The organism is Pseudarthrobacter sp. DSP2-3-2b1 (assembly GCF_049895945.1).
GTDB lineage: Bacteria > Actinomycetota > Actinomycetes > Actinomycetales > Micrococcaceae > Arthrobacter.
Genome location: NZ_JAFCTI010000009.1, coordinates 124,497 through 145,134, shown reverse-complemented (window position 1 = coordinate 145,134; position 20,638 = coordinate 124,497). Strand labels below are relative to the sequence as shown.

Sequence of the window (20,638 nt, the reverse complement as noted above, 5' to 3'; positions counted from 1 at the left end):
CCATCCCAGTGTTACCCGCGAATCCAGTGGTACCCGCGAAACATCCCCGGCCGGAGACCGCGAAGGCAGGATGGCACGTAGTGTTTCCGCTGGATGGATTCATCGACCATTGTGGCGGCCAGGAATTAGTTACAACTGCTGCTGTCCTTCCAGCCCCCCGCACGCGGCCGAACGGGCCATCCGGCCAGCAGTCCGCGCCCGCAGTGTGAAAATCGCGTAAACCGCGGCATCCAGAGCTGTGAGCAGACCGCGAACTGTTCCCAGTACTTCCGCGAGGCTGCCGGTGGCGTCGCCACCGGGATTTTGTCCCGCGTTGACCGGGCACGTGCGTCGCAGGACGGCTTCCAGGGCCATGACTGTATGCGGGGTGCTGACCACCAAAGTCTTGGAGGCCACGACGGTGTTCTCCTCGGGACAAAACAGCGAGTCGATGGAAAGGTCGTCGGCCGCAAGGTCGGGAATGCTCTTGATCCTCGAATGACCCTCGGCGCTGACGGCAAAAGCACCGGCGGCCCAAAGATGTGCCCGCTGAGACGGCATCCTGAAGCGCGCCCGGTAATAGGAACGGACCAGCCAATGGGCTTTGCGGCCGTTGTAAACGAAGCCGGGACGGGCCGCGAGCGTGCCCCCGGCGGACAGTGAGGAGAACAGTGCTGCCAGAACTGTAGGATGCATATCGATGTCCGCGTCGAGGTAAAGACGCGGCCAGATGGTCGCAACAGCATCTGCCGCACTGATTGCCGTTCCCTTGGACGCTTCGCTCGGTTCAACGATCTGGACTCCCGGGTAGCTTTGCGCAATCCCGGCAGCGCCGTCGCTGCAGACGACCACCACTTCAAGCCTTCCGGCGGTAGCGTACGGAGCAAGATGTTCCAGTGTGCGCGCCAGGACGGAAGCTCCATTGCGGGCAGCAATGATGACCGATCCCCGAGGCATAAGCGAGGGATCCAGATCTGAATCAGGACCAGGAAGGTCAATCCACCGCGACTCGCGCGCAACTTTCGCAAGAATTCCGCGGTGGGCGGGCAGGGGCTCCCGAAGCAGTGCACTGAGGATCACTGCCCCATGGAAGAGGCGGGCATAAGACTCCGATTTGAACTTGCGGATGTAGCGAACCCGGTTGGCGGCCATGAGCGCATCCAGTACGCTTGAAGCCCCGGAAGCCCCGCGCGAATGGCTCATTCGTGCCGTGGGTTCGTACCATATGGTGGCCCCTGCCTGCCTGACGCGGCGCATGAAGTCGGTTTCCTCTGAGTAGAGGAAGTACTGCTCGTCCCAGTCTCCGACGGTGCGGGCAACCCTGCTGTCTATTAGCAGCGCGGCGCCGGTCGCCCAGTCCACCTGATGAGCGCGCGCGTAATTGTCCGGGCCGAGTTTCATTTCGGACAGCCATCCCGGGCGTCCGGGGATCCTGCTTCCCAGCACGGCATCACCTACTGCGCGTGTAACGGTGGGTTCACGCCGCAGCGAGGGGTAAACGCTGCCATCGTCGTCCTTCAGGAGCGGAACCACAACGCCTGCACCGGATCGCTCCATCCGGGTCCGCATTTTCGCGACACAGCCCTGTGCAAGCCGTATGTCGGGGTTTAGAACCAGGTAGGAATTCACGTTACCCGCACGTCGCATAGCAAGGTTGATACCGGCGGCGTACCCCAAGTTGCCGCCGGTTCGGAAAATATCCACGTCTTCCTGCCCCAGCAGGCTGTGGAGGGTGGCCGACGAGGGGGAGTTGTCCGCCACGATGACCTTGATCGTCTGCTCCGCAGCCTCTTTGCGCAGATCTGCCACGAGCAGTGGGAGTGTTTCCTCGCTGTTGTAAGTCACAATCAGGACGGCCACGTGGGCAGGCTCATCCCGTGCCGCGAACCGGTTCCTGCAAGTCTGTGGGATTCCGGTCGGGACCGAAGGATTTGAAGGGCCTGGAACAGGACCGACGGACGGTACAGCAGAACCAGCTGATACGCCGCTGAATGACCGCAATCTGGCGTAGGCGGGGGGTCCGTCCACCAGGTAACGGGATGCCAGCCGCTTCGGTTCAAGGGCAAGCCGCCAGGCCCATTCGAGCCCTGCTTCGCGAAGTGGTTCCGGTGCCCGGCGCACCTTTCCTGCCAGGAAGTCGACGGCCGCCCCGAATGCCAGCAATACATTGGCTCCGGTGAGGTGGCCATACTCCTTGATCCAAAGCTCTTGGCGGGGTTTGCCCAGACAAACGAACAGAATGTCCACCCGGGCAGCGGAAATGTCGGCTGCCAAAACCCGTGAGGAGTCAGGGTCAGCAAGATCCTTCCGCTCCGGTGCCCAGTAACCCGCAACGTCCAGCTTGCTGAGTTCCTGGTTGAGCCGGTGCCGAACGAGCTCGTGGGTTGAGGACTGGCCACCGATAAACCCCACCCGGAGGTCAGCTTCGGCCGCTGCGGCGAGGATGGGCCAGGAAAGGTCACTGCCGGCGAGCCTCGGCCAGCGGATCTGCGTCAGTCTCTCGGCCTGTGTCACCAGTGGTGCGCCATCGAGCAGGGTCAGCCACTCAACAGGCTCGGTCGACTCCATGGCGCCTGCCCATTTCGAGCCGTGACCGAAGTGCTTGATATGATCCAGATTTGCCGAACCAACGGCAAGGGGCGGCCCTGTCTGGCCGGCCGCCCGCGCCATGATGAGGCCCAAGGCATCATCGGAGGTGGCTAGGTGGACTGGCGCACCGCCGAGATTGATGGCTAACGGAAGCACAGGGGCAACGGTCACCCGTTGCGGGGTTTCGGGTTCTGAGTGGCGCCGCCACCTGACTGGATGAAGGCCGCTTGCGCTTATCGCTTTGCTGGCCAGGGCGGGTGCAGAAGACATCTATTGGCTCCATGGTCTCGCCGCAGCAGGCGGAGGCCGGAGCCGGGGTCTGCACTCCCCGTTCCTGCCAGGTGCCGAAGGCCGGCACCATGCCTGACGCGTCAGTCAGTTGTCAGCGGAGCACGTGGGCGGCGAGGCGTCGGCCTCCCCACGCATGCAGCCCGGAACCGTGGACCGCATACCCCAAGGGCATCCGTTGTGTTCAACCGTAGGCGCGGCGGAGAAAGGCTGCTAGGCCAGAAGAGTCACTCTGCGGGTATCCGCACCAACTTTGTGGTGACGGGCGCAGGAAGGTGAAAGCGCTTAAACCCCGCTGCGGAAAAACAGCTCAGCAGCCGCAGCAAGAAACGCCGGATCCTCCACGCCGCAAAGTTCGCGCGCCGAGTGCATTGAAAGCAGCGGCACGCCCACATCAACGGTCCGGATCCCCAGCCGGGTGGCCGTCAGCGGCCCGATGGTGGACCCGCAGGGAACCCCGTTGTTGGATACGAATTCTTGGTACGGCACCTTGGCCTCAGAGCAGAGCCGTGCCCAGAACGCCGCCCCGGTAGCGTCTGTGGCATACCGCTGGTTGGCGTTGATTTTGAGCAGCGGGCCGCCGTTGAGGACCGGGTGGTTGGCGGGATCGTGCCGTTCGGCGTAGTTGGGGTGGACCGCGTGGCCGGCGTCCGCAGAAACACAGAACGACGCCGCCAGCGCCTGCCGCCGTTCGCTCACCGTTGCGCCAAGGCCGTCGGAGATGCGGACCAGCACGTCTTCGAGAATGGGGCCGCAGGCTCCGGAACGGGAGTTGGAGCCGATTTCCTCGTGGTCGAACGCCGCCAGCACGGCGATGGGCGCACCGGCCCCGCCCGAAACGGAGGAAGCAGAAGCGGCGATCAACGCCGTCAGCCCCGCATGTGTAGCTGAAAGGTTATCCAAGCGCCCGGAGGCGAAGAACTCACCGTTGGCCCCGAAAACCGCGGGCGCCTGCGTGTCCGCAATGACGACGTCGTACCCGCCAATCAGGGCCGGATCAACGGAAGCGCCAGGGACGTGCGAAGCCAGCACGGACAGCAGGTCGGAATCGGCGGGGTTGCCCAATCCCCACACCGGGTTCATGTGCCGCTGCTTGTCCAGCGTGAGGCCGTCATTCACGTTACGGTCCAGGTGGATGGCCAGTTGAGGGAAGCGGAGCAGGGGACCCGTTGCGGTCAGATGCTGCGTTCCGTCCAGCATGACCAGCCGGCCGGCCAGCTGCAGCTCCCGGTCCAGCCACGAGTTCAGCAGTGGACCGCCGTACACCTCGACGCCGGCCTGCAGCCACCCGAAGGCACCGGTGGTGGGCTTTGGCTTGAGTTTGAAGGACGGCGAGTCAGTGTGCGCGCCCAGGATGTTGAACCCGGTGGTCGGACCAGCACCCTCCGGAACCACCCAGGCGATCAGGGCGCCGTCGCGGACTATGTAGAACCGTCCCGGCCCGCCCTCCCACGGCTCCAGCTCATCCAGCCCCGTGAATCCGGCCGCTTCCAGCCGCCGCGCTGCCTCGTGTACGGCATGAAAGCTCGACGGCGACGCGCTGACATACGCGCCAAGGTCCTGGATGTGGTCTGCGGCGGAAGGTGAAGGCATGGTTCCGAGTCTAGATGGTCACGTTGAGCCCAGCCGTGTACCCGGTGGCGGCGGAGCCGGTCATCGTGGCCAACTGGTAAATCCCGCCGTCGTCGCCGAATACGTTGTCCGACTGCAGCGGGGTCCGCTTCATGTTGGTGACGCTGGTCTCGTAGCCGGCGGTGGCGTAGACGTCGTCGCAGGCGGCCTGGGTCAGGGCGATCTGCGATACGGCGAGCACCTGCCCGGCGGCCGTGGCGTTGCTCATCGATTCGAAGACCTCGAAGTGGATGTGCGGCCAGCGGCCCGAGTAGGCGCACGGGAAGACGGACTTGAAGGTGACCTGCCCGTTCGCGTCGGCCTCCTGGACGCCGCGGAGGTAGTTCTCGCCGGTCAGGCCGGAATCGTAGAGGGAATACCGGCCATCCCTGTCGCAGTGCCAGGCATATACCGCGGCGCCGGCCAGGGGAACGCACCCGTTGGCGTTGTCCAGCAGGGTTAGGGTCAAGGTCAGCGGCACACCTTCGGCTTGGGCGCTGCCTGTCCCGAAGCTGGCGGTGATGTCCTGGCGCACCACTCCGGATGCCGTCAGCACGTTGGGGCCGTTGGAGCCGTCGCCCGGGTACGGGCCCGCTGTTTCGGCGGGAATCTCCACACCGCATTCTGCGATTGCCCGGGTGAGCGTGGGAGATGCGGAGGGCGTCGCCGTCGCACTCGACGTGCCGGTTGCGGCGGCACTTTCGCTGGCGGCCGACGTCGTCGTGCTGGCTGTGCTGCCTGACCCGCCGGGTGTGCAGGCCGCCAGGGCCGCAACTGCGCCGCCGGCACCGAAGAACATGCCGAGCGAACGGCGGCTCATCATGGTTGAGAGATCAAATTCGAGGCCGCGATCGTGGTTGGGATGGGGAACATGATTGGTCATGTTCCCCATCAAACCCGCCTTGCCTATCCCCTGCATAGGCGGTTCCTGTGCGGAACCTGTGGGATGGTTCCTAGACGTCGCGCTTCTTGAGCACGACGGCGGCGAGTACCACCGGGATGACCACCCAGGCGCCGAGGACCAGGGCAGCCTGCCACGCCTCGAGCGTGTCGGGTACGTGCTGCACGGCGGTCATGGGTTCAACCGTGTTGCCAGGCAGGTACTTGCGGGTCTGCACGAAGAAGTCGCCCGGAATCAGCTGGAACGCGATCGGAGCCACGAAGAACAGGCCCACCAGGGTCATGATGCCGCCCGCGGAATTCCGGAGCAACGTGCCGAGAGCCATGCCAATGGCTGCAACAGCGGCCACGTAGGCACTGTTGATCAGCAGCATCTTCACCGACTGCGAGCTGGCAAGGTCAAGTTTGAGGTCGTAGTTGTCCAGGATCGGCACAGACACGAGACCCGCCACGTACACGGACACCGCGGTGACAACAAAGGCCGTGACCATCACTACCAGCAGCTTTGCCACGAAAGCCGGCGTCCGCTTCGGCACGGCGGCGAACGTGGAACGTGCCATCCCGGTGGAGAACTCCGAGCTCATCAGCAGCACGCCGAGGGAGCCCAGTATCAGCTGCGCGAAGGCAATGCCGGAGGTGGGCACACCGACGGCGAGGTCCCCGCCCTGGGCCGCAAAGGCGGCGGCAGCCTCGGGGTCGTTCAAGGCCTGCTCGGCGAACTGGCCGGTTCCCCATGCGGAGAGGGCACCGAAGCCCACCACCACCAGGACCGTGCAGGCAAGGAGGATGAGCGTGGAAAGCAGGGTGCGGAACTTGATGAATTCCGAGTTGAGCACACGGTGGAACGCCGGGCCCGGGCCTGCGCTGGTGCCGTCACCCGGCAGTTTGCCTGCCAGTGCGGTTCCGGCGTGCGCTCCGCGGCGGGAGGGGTTGGGTTCGAGGGTGGTTGAGCTCATGGCTTAGTTGCCTCCGGACTGGACGGGAGCGTCAGCGCCCGTGGTGATCAGCGAGTGGTATTCGACCTCATCCTTGGTCAGCTCCATATAAGCTTCCTCAAGGCTGGCCTGCAGCGGGGTGAGTTCGTAGATCATGGTGTGGTTATCAAGCGCGGTCCGGGCGATCTGGCGGGGATCCAGGCCGGATACCTCGAGCAGTTCGTAGTCCTTGAGCTCCACGGAAACACCCTCGCCGGCGAGCAGCTGCGTCAGCTGTTTCGGCTGGTCCGTGCGGACCCTGGTGCGGATCCGGCCCGTGCCGTTGATGATGTCCTTGATCGGCGCGTCGGCGATAATCCGGCCGCGGCCAATCACAATCAGGTGGTCTGCGGTGAGCGCCATTTCGCTCATCAGGTGGCTGGAGAGGAATACCGTGCGCCCCTCGGAGGCCAGGTACTTGACCAGGTTGCGGACCCAGACAACACCCTCCGGGTCCAGGCCGTTGACGGGCTCGTCCAGGATGACGGTCTGCGGATCGCCGAGCAGCGCCGCGGCAATCCCCAGCCGCTGCCCCATACCGAGCGAGAAGCCGCCCACCTTCTTCTTGGCCACCTCGGTGAGCCCTGTCATCTCAATGACTTCGTGCACGCGCTTCTTCGGAATGCTGTGTGTCGCGGCCATGGCCAGGAGGTGGTTGAACGCCGTGCGGCTGGTGTGGACGGCCTTGGCGTCGAGCAGCGCACCGACGTCGCGGAGGGGGGCTGCGTGGCGGGTGAACGGTGAGCCGTTGACGCTGACCGTGCCCGACGTCGGCCGGTCCAGTCCCATGATCATGCGCATGGTGGTTGATTTGCCAGCGCCGTTGGGGCCGAGGAAGCCGGTGACCCGGCCGGCCTCGACCGTGAAATTGACTCCGGCGACGGCGGTCTTCTCGCCGAAAACCTTTGTCAGGCCTTTTGCCTCAATCATGGACATGTTCCTTCGAATGGCAGCCGGGCGGCTGCGGGATGGCTGAAAGATTGGTTATCACTGTCCACGCTACCCATGACCTCCGCAGATTTCGTGCGAATCAGGGATGAATCAGGGTCGAATCAGGGTTTATCTAACGAAATGATCAGAGCCGGTTTCCGGCCGGGGCGAATAGTAGGTCAGGGCCTGCCGGTGGACCCGGATCCGCACGCTGCGCACCCCTGCCACCGCCTCACCGTCGACCGCCAGGACCATCGGGGACCCGTTTGCCTCAATCCGGACCTCCTCAGCCTCACGCAGGTGTGTGATTCTGGACGTTGCCACCGTTCCGGTCAGCACCGACCACAGCAGGCGAAGGCGGGCCAGGCGCTCGTCCGCGGTGATCATCCGGATATCGAGGACCGAGTCGTCCAGGACAGGCCTGAGCAGCGGTGCGTGGTCGCGCGGAAAGTAGCGGCCGCGCCCAACGTAGGCAATCCACACCTTGTGCCTGACGCCGTCCACAGTCAATGTGGTGGGTGTCCCCGCAGCGAAGGTACGGAACATGGCCACGACACCTGCCAGCGGTTTGCCGAGGGCAGGCTGCAGTTGTTCCCGCCGCCGCACGAGGTTGGGGTACAGGCCGATGCTGGCGGTGTTCAGCATCAGGTGCTCGGCCGTCTCCGGGTTGCCCGCCAACCCACGTTCCACTGTCACAATGCCAACGTCCGCCAGTGCCGCTTCTCCCCGGGTGGCCGCGGTAACTGCTTCCTGGAGGCTCCCTGTTCCGGCGTCCCGGGCAAAGTGGTTCAGCGTTCCGCCGGGCAGGACCAGCAAGGGTAGGGAACGCTCGACGGCGGCAGCTGCTGCCGTGCCGACGGTTCCGTCACCGCCCCACACGCCCAAGGCGGCCGTTCCGGGGCGGTCGACGATTGCCGAGATGGCCTCTTCAAGCGACTCATCAGGCTTTACCGTTTCTATATGCGCCCTTGGGAATACGTCTTGGAGCGCGGAGGCGGTCTGCTCCGTAAAGGCCCCGCCCAGGGTGTTCACCACGATGCCCAGACCCGCGCCGTCCGGGAGTCCGGGCGCGTCCGTCCAGCTACGGGTGGTGGCTGGAAACGGCGGACGGACCGGCCACCACTTCCGGGTGATCAACGCCGCCCCCGCACCGATGGCTGAACCGAAGATAACGTCCGACGGCCAGTGGGCTCCGGTATGTACGCGGGAATAGGCGACGCCGGCAGCCAACGGGGCCAGCGACGCCCCCAAGCCCGGCTGGATGATCCCCGCGCCCACCGCGAAGGCCACCGCTGACGCTGAGTGCCCGGACGGCATTGAAGAACTGGTGGGCTGGGGGTGGACAAAGCGGAACACCGGCAGGTGCTCCGGCAGGGGACGGGTACGCGGGAGCAGGGTCTTGAACCCGAGGTTGGTGACCGCAGACGCAACGGCCTGGGCGATCAGCCCGTGCAGCGCGGCCCGGCGCGGCTTACCTGGAAAGGCAGCCATCACGGCAGCGGCTCCCATCCACAATTTGCCGTGGTTGGCGGAGGCGGACAGGCGGCGGAAGAACGTATCGTGGTCACCGCCCGGGAAGGACGACACCCTGCGGACCAGATACCGGTCAAAGCGGCTGATCTGGCCCGGTCCCTTGCGCCATACTCTGTGCATCTCCCCACCCTACTGCGCAGGCGGGTGGACCTTGATGAGCTACTTGGTGGCGAGCGGCTTCGCAGCCCCGGCCAGCAGAAGTGCCAGAAGGATCGGCGCCATGATGGCGAGCAACGCCAGATGGATTCCCGTGAGGTCACCCAGGTAGCCGAGCAACGGCGGCCCGGCAAGGAATGAAACATAACCCAAAGTGGATACAACCGACACCCTGGCGGCGGCATGCTTCGGATCATCGGCGGCTGCGGACATCCCCATCGGGAAGGCAAGTGCTGCGCCGATCCCCCACAAGGCTGCTCCGACCGCTGCGAGCCACACGTTCCCGGCCAGCACAAACAAGCCGAGGCCGGCGGCTGCTGCCGCCATGCTGGCGCGGAGCACAGCAACGCGTCCGTACTTATCAATGACCCTGCCGCCGACGAACCTCATGGCCGTCATGGCCAGGACAAACAGGGCGAACATCAGCGCGCCGGTGGACTCTGATGTTCCCAGACCGTCAACAGTTGCCTTGGCGATCCAGTCGTTTCCGGCGCCCTCGGTCAGGGTGGCGCCGAGAACCACCACGCCGATCAGCAGGGTCCTGCTGTCGCGCCAGGCGGATCCCTTGGGAGCCCTGGGTTCTCCGTTGGCAGGGGCCACCGCCGGGAGGTGGGGGAGGAAGTACCGGGGAGCGATCAGCGCCACGATGACCACCGCGCCGGCGATGACCAGCAGGTGCAGCGGAAGCCCCACACCGATGCTGGACAGCCCGGCACCAATCAGCGCCCCCACAAAGGCCCCGCCGCTGAAGGCGGCATGGAACTGGGGCATGATGGTCCGCCGCAGTTTGTGCTCCACGTCGGCACCCTCGATATTCTGCGAAACATCCCACAGGCCGATGCCGATGCCGAAGAAGAACAGGGCAATGGCAGTGCCCACCACTGATTCCGCGGACAGCGAGAGTGCAATTCCAACGCCCGCCAGGGCTGCCAGCACTCCGGCGGCGCGTACCGCATTGGCCGTTCCGATCCTTCCCACCACCAGTCCCGCCGTCGGAAGCGCCAGCAGCGAGCCGATGGCCGTGCACAGCAGCAGCGTGCCCATCTGGCCGGAAGTCAGGTCCAGGGTTTCGGTGACGGCAGGGATACGTGCCGCCCAACTGGCAAAAACGAAGCCGTTGACTCCGAAGACCACAAATGTGGCGGCGGCCGCTGCCCGGAGGGAGGGCCCGGCCGTGGTGCTGGTGTTGATGCTCATGCTTTGACTACTTCCACCGGGAGCTTTTTCAAACCGTCAAATAACACTGTCAAGATCATTCCTATCCAACGCTCTCTCACTTCCTGCAGCAAAACCACCAACGCTCTTGCAGCCGGTGCAAGAGCGTCGGCCCAAAACGTGCAGGAAGTGCCAGAGCGTCGGGTTAGCGGGCGCGCTGCACGCGCTTTTCGTCCCAGACGGGTTCGGCGGATTCGTAGACGCGGCCGTCGGAGCCGAAGACCAGGAAGCGGTCGAAGGTCCGGGCGAACCACCGGTCGTGGGTGACCGCCAGGACCGTGCCCTCAAAGTGGTCGATGGCCTTTTCCAGGGCCTCGGCGGAGTGCAGGTCCAGGTTGTCGGTCGGCTCGTCGAGCAGCAGCAGCGTGGCACCCGAAAGCTGCAGCAGCAGGATCTGGAACCTGGCCTGCTGCCCGCCGGAGAGAGACTCGTACTTCTGCTCGGACTGGCCTGCCAGGCCATAACCGTCCAGGGCGCCGGCCGCGGCCTCGCGGCCCAGCCCGGACCGGTGCTCGTCGCCGCGGTGCAGAATCTCCAGCAGGGTCTTGCCGAGGAGGTCGGGGCGGACGTGGGTCTGCGCAAAGAACCCGGGCCGGATGCGGGCGCCGAGTTTCACGGTGCCTTCGTGCGGCACCTCGGCGATCTCGACGTCGGATACGGGGACGTGCTCCTTCTCCGGGTCCGTGCCGCCGGTGGCGAGCAGGCGCAGGAAGTGGCTCTTACCGGAACCGTTGGACCCCAGCACCCCCACGCGGTCGCCGAACCACACCTCGGTGGAGAACGGATCCATCAGTCCTGTCAGCTCAAGTTTCTCTGCCACGATGGCGCGTTTGGCGGTCCGGCCACCCTTGAGCCGCATCTTCACGTTTTGCTCGATGGGAAGCGCCTCGGGCGGACCGACTTCCAGGAACTTTGCCAGCCGGGTCTGGGCCGCGTGGTAGCGGTTTGCCATGTCGGAGCGGAAGGCCGCCTTGTTCTTGTACATGTTGACGAGTTCCTTGAGCTTGATGTGCTCCTCGTCCCAGCGCTTGCGTAACTCCTCGAAGCGGGCGTTGCGGTCCGCGCGGGCGTCCACGTAGGAGCCGAAGCCGCCGCCGTGCACCCAGGCGCCGGCGCCGTTGATTCCGGGTTCCAGGGTGACGATGCGCCCCGCGGCATTGTTCAGCAGTTCGCGGTCGTGGCTGATGAAAAACACGGTCTTTTTGGACTCGTTGAGCTTGTCCTCGAGCCAGCGCTTGCCGGGGACGTCGAGGTAGTTGTCCGGTTCGTCCAGGAGCAGGAGTTCGTCGGGGCCGGCAAAAAGGGCTTCGAGGACCAGCCGCTTCTGCTCGCCGCCGGAAAGGCTCGACGCCGGGCGGTGCTGAGCGCGGTCGAACGGGAGTCCCAGCGCCGCCATGCAGACCTCGTCCCAGACGGTCTCCACGTCATACCCGCCGGCATCTCCCCAGTCCACGATGGCCTGGGCGTAGCGCATCTGGGAGGGTTCGTCGTCGTGCTCCACCATGGCGAGCTCGGCCTCATCCACCTCACGGGCCGCCGCGGCCAGAGCCGGCGGGGCCGCGGAGACCAGCAGGTCCCGGACCGTTGACTCATCCCGGACCTGGCCCACGAATTGGCGCATAATGCCCATGTTCCCGGAACGCCCGATCACGCCTTCATCAGGGACCAGATCACCGGCGATGATCCGGAACAGCGTGGTCTTCCCGGTGCCGTTGGGGCCGATCAGCGCCGTTTTGGTGCCGTCAGGGACCTTGAACGTCACGCCGTTGAGCAGCTGGGTGCCATCGGAAAGGAAGTAGTCAATGCCGGAAATGTCTATGTGGGCCACGCCAACAATCTTCCCACGCCCGGCTGCCGGTGCTTTCCCGGCGGTCAGCCGGCTGCGGTCAGGAACTGCTTGAGCAAGGGCCCCGAGGTGGTGGCTCCAAGCCCACCGTCCTCCACGAACACTGCGACCGCGAGATCACCGTGGACGGCCACAATCCACGCGTGTGTCTTCGGCGGGTTCTCGTTGCCGAATTCCGCCGTTCCGGTCTTTGCACCAACGGGCGCCCCGGGAACGCTGGACAGGAATCCGGCGTGACCGGACGTCACAACCGCCCGCATCATGTCGGACAGTGCAGCCGCCTCGGCGGCGGTGATCGGTTGGCCGGACGCCTGGGCCGGGGCTTCGGGGGTAACGCTCGACGACGGCGACGCGGCATCCGCCGTCGGCTCTCCGGGCGTCCCTCCCGCGGCGCCGCCGGCCTCGGGATTCAGGACAAGCTGCGGTGAGACGGGGGAGCCCTTGGCCACGGATCCGGCCATGATGGCCGCGGCGAGGGGTGATACCAACACCTTGCCCTGGCCGATCATCGAGGCCGCGTGTTCAGTGCCCGCAGCTTCCCCCGGCACCGAGCCGAGGAAGGCCGCGGCACCTAGCGACGGTGCCTCCACGGCGACGCCCATGGCCATGGCTGCCGCCTCAAGCTGTGCCTGCGACACGGAATCGCGGGCGGCGATAAAGGCCGTGTTACATGAATGAGCGAAGGCGTCGCGGAGGGTAACGGACCCCAGTGAAGCCTCCGGATAACCTTCTGCGTTCTTAAATGTCCGGCCGTCCACGGTAAGCGTGGGCGCACACTCCACCTTCGAATCGGGGGTTAGGCCGTTGCGGAGCATCGCAAGCGAGTCCACCATTTTGAAAGTTGATCCGGGCGCGTATTGGCCGAGCATCGCTGTGTTGTAGCCGTTGCTTCCGGGGCCGGAGGCTGCCGCCAGAACGGCACCGGTGGAGGGTCGAAGGGCCACGATGGCCGATGCCGGGCCCACGCCGGCAAGCGTGCTCTCGGCCAGCGCCTGCAGATTCGGGTCCAGCGTGGTTTTGAGTGGAGTCCCCGGTGTGGGAGCAACCTCGAACACCACGCGGCGGGGATCGGTTCCCGCCGCCCGGATCTGCTCAGAGGTCAGATCGGCCCGCTGCGCGCGGATCACTACTGCGTCCGTGCCGCGGAGCTGCGCATCGTATTGCTGCTGCAGTCCGCCGATTCCGGTCACGTCGCCGGCGGTGAGGGCTCCGGCTGATGCTTCGATCTGCTCGGCATTGGCCTCACCCACGGTGCCAAGGACCGCCCGGGCGAACGTCCGGCTGGCCGCCAGGGGCTGCGTTGCCGGGATGGCACGGGCGCCGGGGATGGCCTGGATCTGCTGGTCCGTGATGGTGCGGCCTTCTTCACGGAGGGTGATGGCTATGACAAAGGCTTCGTCCCCGGAGGCTGCCACTTGCTGGGTGTAGGCTGCGGGGTCAACGCCCACCAGCTCGGCCAGCTGGGTGGCCGACGCTTCCGGATCTGACGAACCCAGCTGCGGCTTATCGATCCCCACGTTGACCACGGGGCGGTAGGTGACCAGCTTCGCGTCGCCGGCGCCCAGAATGTCGGCCCGCTGTGGTGATTGGCTGCCCTTGCTGAGGATTTCGTTGTCGTTGAGACCCGGCACCAGGGAGGCCGGGTTCCACACCGTCAGCCACTTGTCGTCGGATTTGGTGAATTTGGCGGAGACCGTGTACTTCCACTCTTTAGAGGCAATCTTCCAGGTGTAGTTCAGCGGAACAGTGGCTGTATCGCCGTCCAAAGTGAGCTCACCGGCATCCACGGTTGGCCGGTCCGGCTCCAACGCTTTGAACACATCCTGGACCTGCTGCCTGGCCACCGCAGAGTCCTTGCCATCGAAGGCCACTGCTCCGACGTCGAGCGCGGACACAGCTGCCGCAAACTGCTTCGCAGCGCTTTCGGCACCGCCTCTGCCGTCGTCGCAGGCGACCAGGGAGGCGCCGAGGATGAATCCAGCTATGGCAAGTGAAAGTTTCTTTGAGTTCCCCACGGCGCTATTATGCCCCCTTTTTAAATGCGCTTGCTGACCCGGCTTGGGAAAGGCCCCGGACCCAACGGTCGGGCCCCCGGCGGTCCGGCGGAGGCGGCTTATAGCCCCAGCGCCGGAACGCCCCGCCCAAACATGTCTTTCAACGCATACTTGGCGGCGAAGAAGCCCGGCATGCCCGTCACACCAGGGCCTGGTGGCGTGGATGACGAACACAGATACACGCCGGGCAGTGGCGTGCGCCACGGAACGCGGGATACGACGGGCCGCTGGAGAAGTCCGCGCATGTCCATGATTCCCGCGCTGAAGTCTCCGCCGACATAATTCCGGTTGTAGCTGGCCAGTCCGGCAGCCGTGGTGACATGCGTCTGCACCACCACGTCGCGGAAGCCCGGGGCGAAGCGCTCCAGCTGGGCTGTCACGGCTTCGCCCATATCCCTGTCCGAGCCTGCCGGGACGTGGCAGTAGGTCCAGAGGGTATGGCGCCCGGCCGGGGCACGGCTGCCGTCAAAGCGGGATGGCTGGGCTACCAGCACGTAGGGCCGCTCGGGGTGTTTTCCTGCCGACACTTCGTTCTCCGCCCGGGCCACTTCCGCCCTGGTGCCACCCACATGAACCGTTCCGGCGTCGGCGAGCTCTTTGGCTGCCCAGGGGACCGGACCGGACAGGATGTAGTCCACCTTGCAGGAACCGTTGCCGTAACGGAATGACTCCAGGGACCTCCGGTACTTGCCGGGGAGTTTGTCGCCTGCGATGTTCAGCAATCCCTGCGGGGCGACATCAAGCAACGTTGCCCTGGCACCTCGCACCTGCTGCAGGCTGTCGATCGGCTCACCTGTGTGGATAACGCCGCCGTGGGCGCGGATGTCTTTTGCCAGTGTCCCGGCAATGGCAGCCGAGCCGCCCAGCGGAATGGGCCAGCCCTGGCCATGTGCCAGTGCCGTGAGCATCAGGCCTGCGCCCGCTGCCGCCAAGGAAGGCAAGTGCGAGACGGCATGGGCAGCCACGCCGCTGAGCAGGGCCGGTGCCAGCGGCTCCCTGAAGCGGGCGTTCCACAATGGAGATCCCTGTTCCAGGGTCCGCATCCCGAAAAGCGCCGCAGCAAGGGGGTCCCGGGGGATCCGGAGCAGCTGGTGCTGGGTGAAGTCCATGACGCCGTCGATCCGGCTCACCAGCGGGCCAAGAAGGCGGCGGTAGGCAGCACCGTCCCTGCCCAGGCCTTCGACGGTCCGTTCCAGGGAGTGGTAACCCAGGGCAGCCCGGCCGCCGTCGAGCGGTGATCCGAAGGCGAGCTCCGGAACCGCGAGCTCAATCCTGCGTGCCAGTTCGAAGGCGCGGAAGAAGGGTGAGGCCAGAGCCATGGGGTGGACTGCCGAGCAGACATCATGGAGGTGCCCTGGCTGCATCAGCTCGGAGGTGCGGGTCCCGCCTCCGATGGTTGCTGCGGCTTCAAAGATCTCGACGGACAGTCCGGCCCGGGCCATTACGGCGGCGGCGGCAAGGCCGTTGGGGCCGGCACCTACGACGGCGACGTCAGGCATGCCGTTTCTCCCGCCAGGGGAGGGCCGCCCGGGAGGGGTGCCGGGGGTTCAAGCGCAGCCAATCGGGCAGGCCCTCGTACGGGCCGCCCTGCGGGTCATCGACGTCATGGCGGCGGATGGGATCGTAATTGGGGTCATAGATGTCCCAAACCACCCTAAGCATCAGATATGCCGTAGCGAGCATATGAGCTGCAACCGCTAAGACGTAATACGGCATGTCGATGTTGTGCTGCGAGGTCCCCTGGCTGGTCACTTGGCCAAGGTACATCCAGATCGCAACCCAATGAAAGGCCTCGACCCCTTGCCAGACGAGGAAGTCCCGCCACCGCGGCCGCGCAAGCGCCACAAGCGGGATCAGCCAGAGCACAAACTGAGGTGAGTAGACCTTGTTGGCCAGGATGAATGCCGCCACGAGCAGGAATGCCAGCTGGGCCAGCCGCGGCCGCCGTTGTGCGGTGAGGGCCACCAGCGCTATGAGGACACAGGCGAGGACGAAGAGCGAGACCGCCAGCCAGTTGATCACCGCGGCGTCCAGAACCAGCCAGCGGAGCCGCCGGGCCACCAGGTTGTAGGCGTACCACAGCGAACCGTAGCCCGCCTCCCTGGTCTCCGGGAAAGTGAAGGAATGACCCCAGCTGGACGGGTTGGCGAGGGCAATGGGCGCGTTGACCGCCAGCCATGCGCCTGCCGCTGCCGCTGCCGTCACCAGGAAGGGCCGGATGCGCCCGGTACGCAGCGCCAGCAACAGGATGGCAACCAGGATCAGGACGGCGTACAGCTTTGTAGCCGCGGCAAGGCCAATCAGGATGCCCGCCAGGACCAGCCTGCCGCGTGCGAAGCACAACATCCCCAGGGCCAGGAAACCCGCGGCCCACATGTCCCAATTGATGGTCCCGGCCAGAACGATGCCGGGAGCCAGAGCCACCATTGCGGCGTCCCAGGGCCGCCGCCGCGACATCCGCGCAGTGGCCAGCACCGTGACAATCCAGACGGCTGCGATCAGGGTTGCGTTCGTGTCGAAGTAACCAAGGATCCGGGCGTCGTTAACACCAGCACCGGGGATCAGCCAGGCGGTCGCCCCGGCCAGGAGTCCAACGAGGACAGGATCGTCAAAAACGCTTCCCTGGCTCAAGAACGGGAACGTCCCCTCGCCCAGTCCGCGGTTCCGGAAGTACTCCGGAAAATCCGAGTAACAGGTGGAATAGAACTGACCGGGCGTCTCCCAGCCTTTGGCCCGGCAGTAGCCCTTGATGGCGATGCCTGCCAGCGCTGCCAGCACCGTCAGGATGATCAGCACGCGCTCCACGGTAAACACGCCGGGGGAGACGATGCCCGGCGCCGACCGGGTACCCATCGGTCCGCCGATCAGCTCTGTGAAGTTCCTCAGCAGCAGGTCACTGCGGCTCGGCACCACCAGGCGGGCGCGCCTGTGGTGTCGCGGCGGCTTGGTCTCCTGCATGAGTCAGAGCTTACCGGGGTGGTGCCCTGAGAGACCGTCAAAAAGTGATCAGGGCACCGGCGGTTTCCGGGGCTTCAGTTCAGGCCGGCCCTTTGCTGGTGCATCAGGACAAAAACGTCCTCGCGTCGTTGGTCCAACAGGCGGGCGTTGAATTGGCGGCGCTGAGCCCGGACAGGAACGCGCAACCGAACCAGCACGCTTTTTATTCTCTTGATCATGGCAATCACATCCTTTCTTCTGTAAATGGGCATGACAAATAAGGCCGACGAAGTTCAGGTAAAAGCCGGCTGAATTTGGGCAAAGAAATGCCCGGCGTTTATGTGTGGTTGCAAATACGAACTGGGCTACGGAAATAGCGTCGTGCAGCGCCCATCAGGAAGCAGGTTCCGAACTATGGGGTTGCTGCGTCACCGCATGGGCCGCTGCGCATTGCGCCGCTGCACACCGACAAGGTGCCGGGAGATGTGCCGTGCTCCAGTGATGCCGCCACCGGGCGGGATCACATACTGGTGCTAAGAGGCAGGAACTCCGTTAAAATGGCGCGCAAAAGCAGAGGCCGGGTTGGCGGTGATGGTCATCTTCCATCCGCTAGTCAAAGTAATCATTTTCCCAACCTCCTTTTCTGCTCAGCCGTTGCGCCAGCAGACTGGCCTGGCAACGCGCACCGTGACCCCGGCGGATCGCTCTGGGGTCAGGAATAAAATTACCCTATGAATGCGGCTATGCGCCACTTAAATTGGAAACTTTTTCAAGGAAGTTTATGAATGGCTTTTATAGTCCCCAACGGACAATGGCGGGCGTCCTTTTGTCCCATCCCAAGGTGCAGACTTTTGCCGTGCCCAGGATGAAGTGGCGGCCTTCTGCGGGCGGCAGTTCGAGCCACCGCGCAGTCAGGATCCGGGAGAAGTGCCCGTGGGCCACGATAAGGACGTTATCCAGCCCCGATTCCAGGACGCGGGCCACGATCTTGTCCGCGCGGGCGGCCACCTCGTCCAGGGTTTCGCCGTTGGGCACCCCATGCGTCCAGATCAGGTAGTCAGGGTTGTCCTTGCGGATGAGATCCGAGCTGATGCCCTCGTAATCGCCGTAGTTCCATTCAACGGACAGCGGTTCGTGCTGTGCGTCAGGGAACCCCGCCAGTTCCGCGGTCCGCCTGGCCCGCCGCAAGGGGGAGGTCAGCACGAGGTCGAAATCGACCCCGTCCAGCACCTTCCGGGCCTCCACCGCCTGCTGCTCACCCTCCACGGTCAGGGGCAGGTCCGTGAGTCCCGTGTACTGCCCGCTTTTGGACCACTCCGTCTCACCGTGGCGCATGATCCAGAGCTGGGGACGTGGCGCAAACATCGGGACGCTCATGTGGACTCCTTCTTCGGGGAAAGTTCGACGCCGGTAGGAGACGTTGCGGTCTCCGCTGACGGGGGTACGGGTTCGGTAAGAGGGGTTGATTCGGGCTGTTCGGCCCACCACGCCAGGAGCCGCGCCTCGGCATCTTCGGGCTGCAGGGGGCCGTGCTCCATCCGTTCCTCCAGCAGGTACTTATAGGCACGGCCAACCACGGGTCCCGGCTTAAGGTTCAGGATGGCCATGATTCGGGCGCCGTCCAGGTCGGGGCGCACAGCGTCCAGCGATTCCTGCTCCCGGAGCGTAGCAATCCTGGCTTCCAGGTCGTCGTACGCGAACGCGAGGCGTTCGGCTTTGCGCTGGTTCCGGGTGGTGACGTCCGAACGGGTCAGGCGGTGCAGCCGTTCCAACAGGGGGCCGGCATCCGTGACGTAGCGCCTGACCGCGGAGTCGCTCCAGCCGGCCTCCCCGTAACCGTAGAACCGCATGTGGAGTTCAACCAGGCGGGCCACAGCTTTGATGGTGTCGTTATCGAAACGCAGCGTCTTCATCCGCTTCGCGGTCAATTTTGACCCCACCATGTCGTGGTGGCGGAAGCTGACCGCGCCGCCCGGTTCGAAACGGCGCGTAGCCGGCTTGCCGACGTCGTGCATTAACGCTGCGAACCGCAGCACAAAATCGGGGCCAGGCACGGCGCCGTCGGCGTCAGTCTCCAGTGCAGCGGCCTGCTCCAGCACCTGGAGGGAGTGCTGGTAAACATCCTTGTGGCGGTGGTGCTCGTCAGATTCCAGCCGCAGGGCGGAGACTTCGGGCAGCACAAATTCGGCCAGTCCGGTTTCCACCAGCAGGTCGACGCCCACGCGGGGGTGGGCGCCACAGATGAGCTTGACCAGTTCATCGCGCACGCGCTCCGCCGAGATGATGGTGATCCGTTCCGCCATCTGCGTCATGGCCAGCCGGACGTCGTCGTGCACGGAAATGCCCAGCTGCGAGGCAAAACGGGCGGCGCGCATCATGCGGAGCGGATCATCGGAGAAAGAGGCTTCAGGGGAGCCTGGCGTGGCGAGCACTGTGGCATGGAGGTCCCGGACACCGCCGAACGGATCAACCAGTTCCAGCGAGGGGAGCTTCAAAGCCATGGCGTTAATGGTGAAGTCCCGGCGCAGCAGGTCATCGGTCAGCGAGGATCCGAAGGCCACCACCGGCTTGCGCGATTCCGGGTCATACGCCTCAGCCCGGTAGGTGGTGATCTCAATCTGGAAGCCTGCCTTGCGCATGCCGATGGTTCCGAAGGCACGGCCGATTTCCCAATAGTTATCGGCCCACTTCTTGATCAGGGCCACAGTCTGGTCCGGCGTGGCGTCGGTGGTGAAATCCAGGTCCGGCGACGTCCGGCCCAGGAAGAGGTCCCGCACCGGACCGCCCACCAGCGACAGCTCGTGGCCGGCGTCGACGAAGCGCTGCCCGAGCTCCAGGACCACCGGGTCTACCTGGAATTCGACGGTGTGGGAATCAGTCTTGTGATGTGCGTGCGCCATAGTTACTTAAGCTTGGCAGAAACCAGCGGCTTGGCAGGCCAAAATCCGGTCAAGATCGCGCGTATTCGCTCACAGGCCCGGAAACTGCGTCATACGCCGTCCATCTCGAAGTCATGTTCCGGTCATCATGAACGGGCAAGAGTCGTTAGAGTGGACTCCATGGCCCATCCCGTACCGAGCGCTCCCGGCAGGAGGACAAACGCACCTTTGCCATCGGCAATTGGTGCCCACGTCGCGCCTGCCGTGCACTCGGCACCGGCATCGCTCCCCACCGTTGAGGAAATTTCCGCCGGGGGCGTTGTGGTGGACACGTCCGACGCCGAACTCAGGGTTGCGATCATTGCCCGCCTTAACAGGGGCGGACGGCTGGAGTGGTGCCTGCCGAAGGGCCACCCGGAGGGCAAGGAAGACAACGAGCAGGCCGCGGTCCGGGAGATAGCCGAGGAAACAGGCATCGAGGGCGACATCCTGGCTCCGCTGGGCAGCATTGACTACTGGTTCACCGTGAGCGGGCACCGCGTCCATAAGACCGTTCACCACTATTTGCTGCGCGCCACCGGCGGCGAACTCACCATCGAGAACGATCCTGATCAGGAAGCCGTGGACGTGGCATGGGTTCCCATCCGCGAACTGGCACGCAAACTTTCTTTTCCCAATGAACGCCGCATCGCTGACCTGGCCCGGGACGTCCTGCCCGAACACCTCTGAGGCCTTCAGGCCGCCTGT

Annotated in this window: 15 protein-coding genes; 1 reads left to right on the top strand and 14 read right to left on the bottom strand. The window is 65.0% G+C overall.

Translation table 11 applies throughout. From position 1 onward, the window contains the following. Positions 1–129: 129 nt before the first annotated feature. From ACP7AX_RS12800 to ACP7AX_RS12735, 14 genes are all read right to left on the bottom strand, one after another. Positions 130–2,838 (bottom strand): WecB/TagA/CpsF family glycosyltransferase, encoded by a 2,709-nt coding sequence (locus ACP7AX_RS12800; RefSeq protein ID WP_426226758.1) that lies wholly within the window; start codon positions 2,836–2,838, stop codon positions 130–132. Between the two features lie 303 nt (positions 2,839–3,141). Continuing rightward, the gene (locus ACP7AX_RS12795) at positions 3,142–4,449 is read right to left on the bottom strand and encodes a M18 family aminopeptidase (RefSeq protein ID WP_426226757.1); all 1,308 of its coding nucleotides are present in this window, start codon (positions 4,447–4,449) and stop codon (positions 3,142–3,144) included. Between the two features lie 10 nt (positions 4,450–4,459). Further along, positions 4,460–5,350, bottom strand: coding sequence for a 3,4-dioxygenase subunit beta (locus tag ACP7AX_RS12790; protein ID WP_426226816.1), 891 nt, complete (start codon positions 5,348–5,350; stop codon positions 4,460–4,462). Positions 5,351–5,420: 70 nt separating this feature from the next. Continuing rightward, on the bottom strand, positions 5,421–6,323 hold the full coding sequence (locus ACP7AX_RS12785) for an ABC transporter permease (RefSeq protein WP_426226756.1): 903 nt from the start codon (positions 6,321–6,323) through the stop codon (positions 5,421–5,423). Between the two features lie 3 nt (positions 6,324–6,326). Further along, the gene (locus tag ACP7AX_RS12780) at positions 6,327–7,271 is read right to left on the bottom strand and encodes an ABC transporter ATP-binding protein (protein ID WP_426226755.1); all 945 of its coding nucleotides are present in this window, start codon (positions 7,269–7,271) and stop codon (positions 6,327–6,329) included. 129 nt (positions 7,272–7,400) lie between these two features. Beyond that, positions 7,401–8,924, bottom strand: a complete 1,524-nt coding sequence (locus ACP7AX_RS12775) for a bifunctional phosphatase PAP2/diacylglycerol kinase family protein (protein WP_426226754.1) — start codon at positions 8,922–8,924, stop codon at positions 7,401–7,403. Positions 8,925–8,963: 39 nt separating this feature from the next. Beyond that, a complete protein-coding gene (locus ACP7AX_RS12770) occupies positions 8,964–10,157 on the bottom strand; it encodes an MFS transporter (RefSeq protein ID WP_426226753.1) in 1,194 nt (397 codons plus the stop codon). A gap of 163 nt (positions 10,158–10,320) precedes the next feature. Further along, positions 10,321–12,003, bottom strand: coding sequence for an ATP-binding cassette domain-containing protein (locus tag ACP7AX_RS12765; protein ID WP_131683507.1), 1,683 nt, complete (start codon positions 12,001–12,003; stop codon positions 10,321–10,323). Positions 12,004–12,047: 44 nt separating this feature from the next. Continuing rightward, complete coding sequence (locus ACP7AX_RS12760) at positions 12,048–14,036, bottom strand: penicillin-binding transpeptidase domain-containing protein (protein ID WP_426226752.1); 1,989 nt, start codon at positions 14,034–14,036, stop codon at positions 12,048–12,050. Positions 14,037–14,134: 98 nt separating this feature from the next. Beyond that, positions 14,135–15,574, bottom strand: coding sequence for a phytoene desaturase family protein (locus tag ACP7AX_RS12755; protein WP_426226751.1), 1,440 nt, complete (start codon positions 15,572–15,574; stop codon positions 14,135–14,137). Further along, positions 15,567–17,033, bottom strand: a complete 1,467-nt coding sequence (locus ACP7AX_RS12750) for a glycosyltransferase family 87 protein (protein ID WP_426226750.1) — start codon at positions 17,031–17,033, stop codon at positions 15,567–15,569. Before ACP7AX_RS12750 ends, ACP7AX_RS12755 begins: the two co-directional genes overlap by 8 nt. A gap of 74 nt (positions 17,034–17,107) precedes the next feature. Then, complete coding sequence (locus ACP7AX_RS12745; protein WP_426226749.1) at positions 17,108–17,251, bottom strand: hypothetical protein; 144 nt, start codon at positions 17,249–17,251, stop codon at positions 17,108–17,110. Between the two features lie 553 nt (positions 17,252–17,804). Further along, positions 17,805–18,389 (bottom strand): histidine phosphatase family protein, encoded by a 585-nt coding sequence (locus tag ACP7AX_RS12740; protein WP_426226748.1) that lies wholly within the window; start codon positions 18,387–18,389, stop codon positions 17,805–17,807. Continuing rightward, complete coding sequence (locus ACP7AX_RS12735; RefSeq protein ID WP_426226747.1) at positions 18,386–19,912, bottom strand: CCA tRNA nucleotidyltransferase; 1,527 nt, start codon at positions 19,910–19,912, stop codon at positions 18,386–18,388. The genes ACP7AX_RS12740 and ACP7AX_RS12735 overlap by 4 nt, the downstream gene beginning before the upstream one ends. Positions 19,913–20,119: 207 nt before the next feature. On the opposite strand from ACP7AX_RS12735, the gene ACP7AX_RS12730 reads away from it, so the two are divergent. After that, a complete protein-coding gene (locus ACP7AX_RS12730; RefSeq protein WP_131683512.1) occupies positions 20,120–20,620 on the top strand; it encodes an NUDIX domain-containing protein in 501 nt (166 codons plus the stop codon). The last annotated feature ends 18 nt before the right edge of the window (positions 20,621–20,638 follow it).

Bases quoted from the DNA above. Each gene is read 5' to 3' on its own strand.
- ACP7AX_RS12800 (WP_426226758.1), bottom strand. From the start codon at position 2,838: ATGTCTTCTGCACCCGCCCTGGCCAGCAAAGCGATAAGCGCAAGCGGC.
- ACP7AX_RS12795 (WP_426226757.1), bottom strand. From the start codon at position 4,449: ATGCCTTCACCTTCCGCCGCAGACCACATCCAGGACCTTGGCGCGTAT.
- ACP7AX_RS12790 (WP_426226816.1), bottom strand. From the start codon at position 5,350: ATGACCAATCATGTTCCCCATCCCAACCACGATCGCGGCCTCGAATTT.
- ACP7AX_RS12785 (WP_426226756.1), bottom strand. From the start codon at position 6,323: ATGAGCTCAACCACCCTCGAACCCAACCCCTCCCGCCGCGGAGCGCAC.
- ACP7AX_RS12780 (WP_426226755.1), bottom strand. From the start codon at position 7,271: ATGATTGAGGCAAAAGGCCTGACAAAGGTTTTCGGCGAGAAGACCGCC.
- ACP7AX_RS12775 (WP_426226754.1), bottom strand. From the start codon at position 8,924: ATGCACAGAGTATGGCGCAAGGGACCGGGCCAGATCAGCCGCTTTGAC.
- ACP7AX_RS12770 (WP_426226753.1), bottom strand. From the start codon at position 10,157: ATGAGCATCAACACCAGCACCACGGCCGGGCCCTCCCTCCGGGCAGCG.
- ACP7AX_RS12755 (WP_426226751.1), bottom strand. From the start codon at position 15,574: ATGCCTGACGTCGCCGTCGTAGGTGCCGGCCCCAACGGCCTTGCCGCC.
- ACP7AX_RS12750 (WP_426226750.1), bottom strand. From the start codon at position 17,033: ATGCAGGAGACCAAGCCGCCGCGACACCACAGGCGCGCCCGCCTGGTG.
- ACP7AX_RS12745 (WP_426226749.1), bottom strand. From the start codon at position 17,251: ATGATCAAGAGAATAAAAAGCGTGCTGGTTCGGTTGCGCGTTCCTGTC.
- ACP7AX_RS12740 (WP_426226748.1), bottom strand. From the start codon at position 18,389: ATGAGCGTCCCGATGTTTGCGCCACGTCCCCAGCTCTGGATCATGCGC.
- ACP7AX_RS12735 (WP_426226747.1), bottom strand. From the start codon at position 19,912: ATGGCGCACGCACATCACAAGACTGATTCCCACACCGTCGAATTCCAG.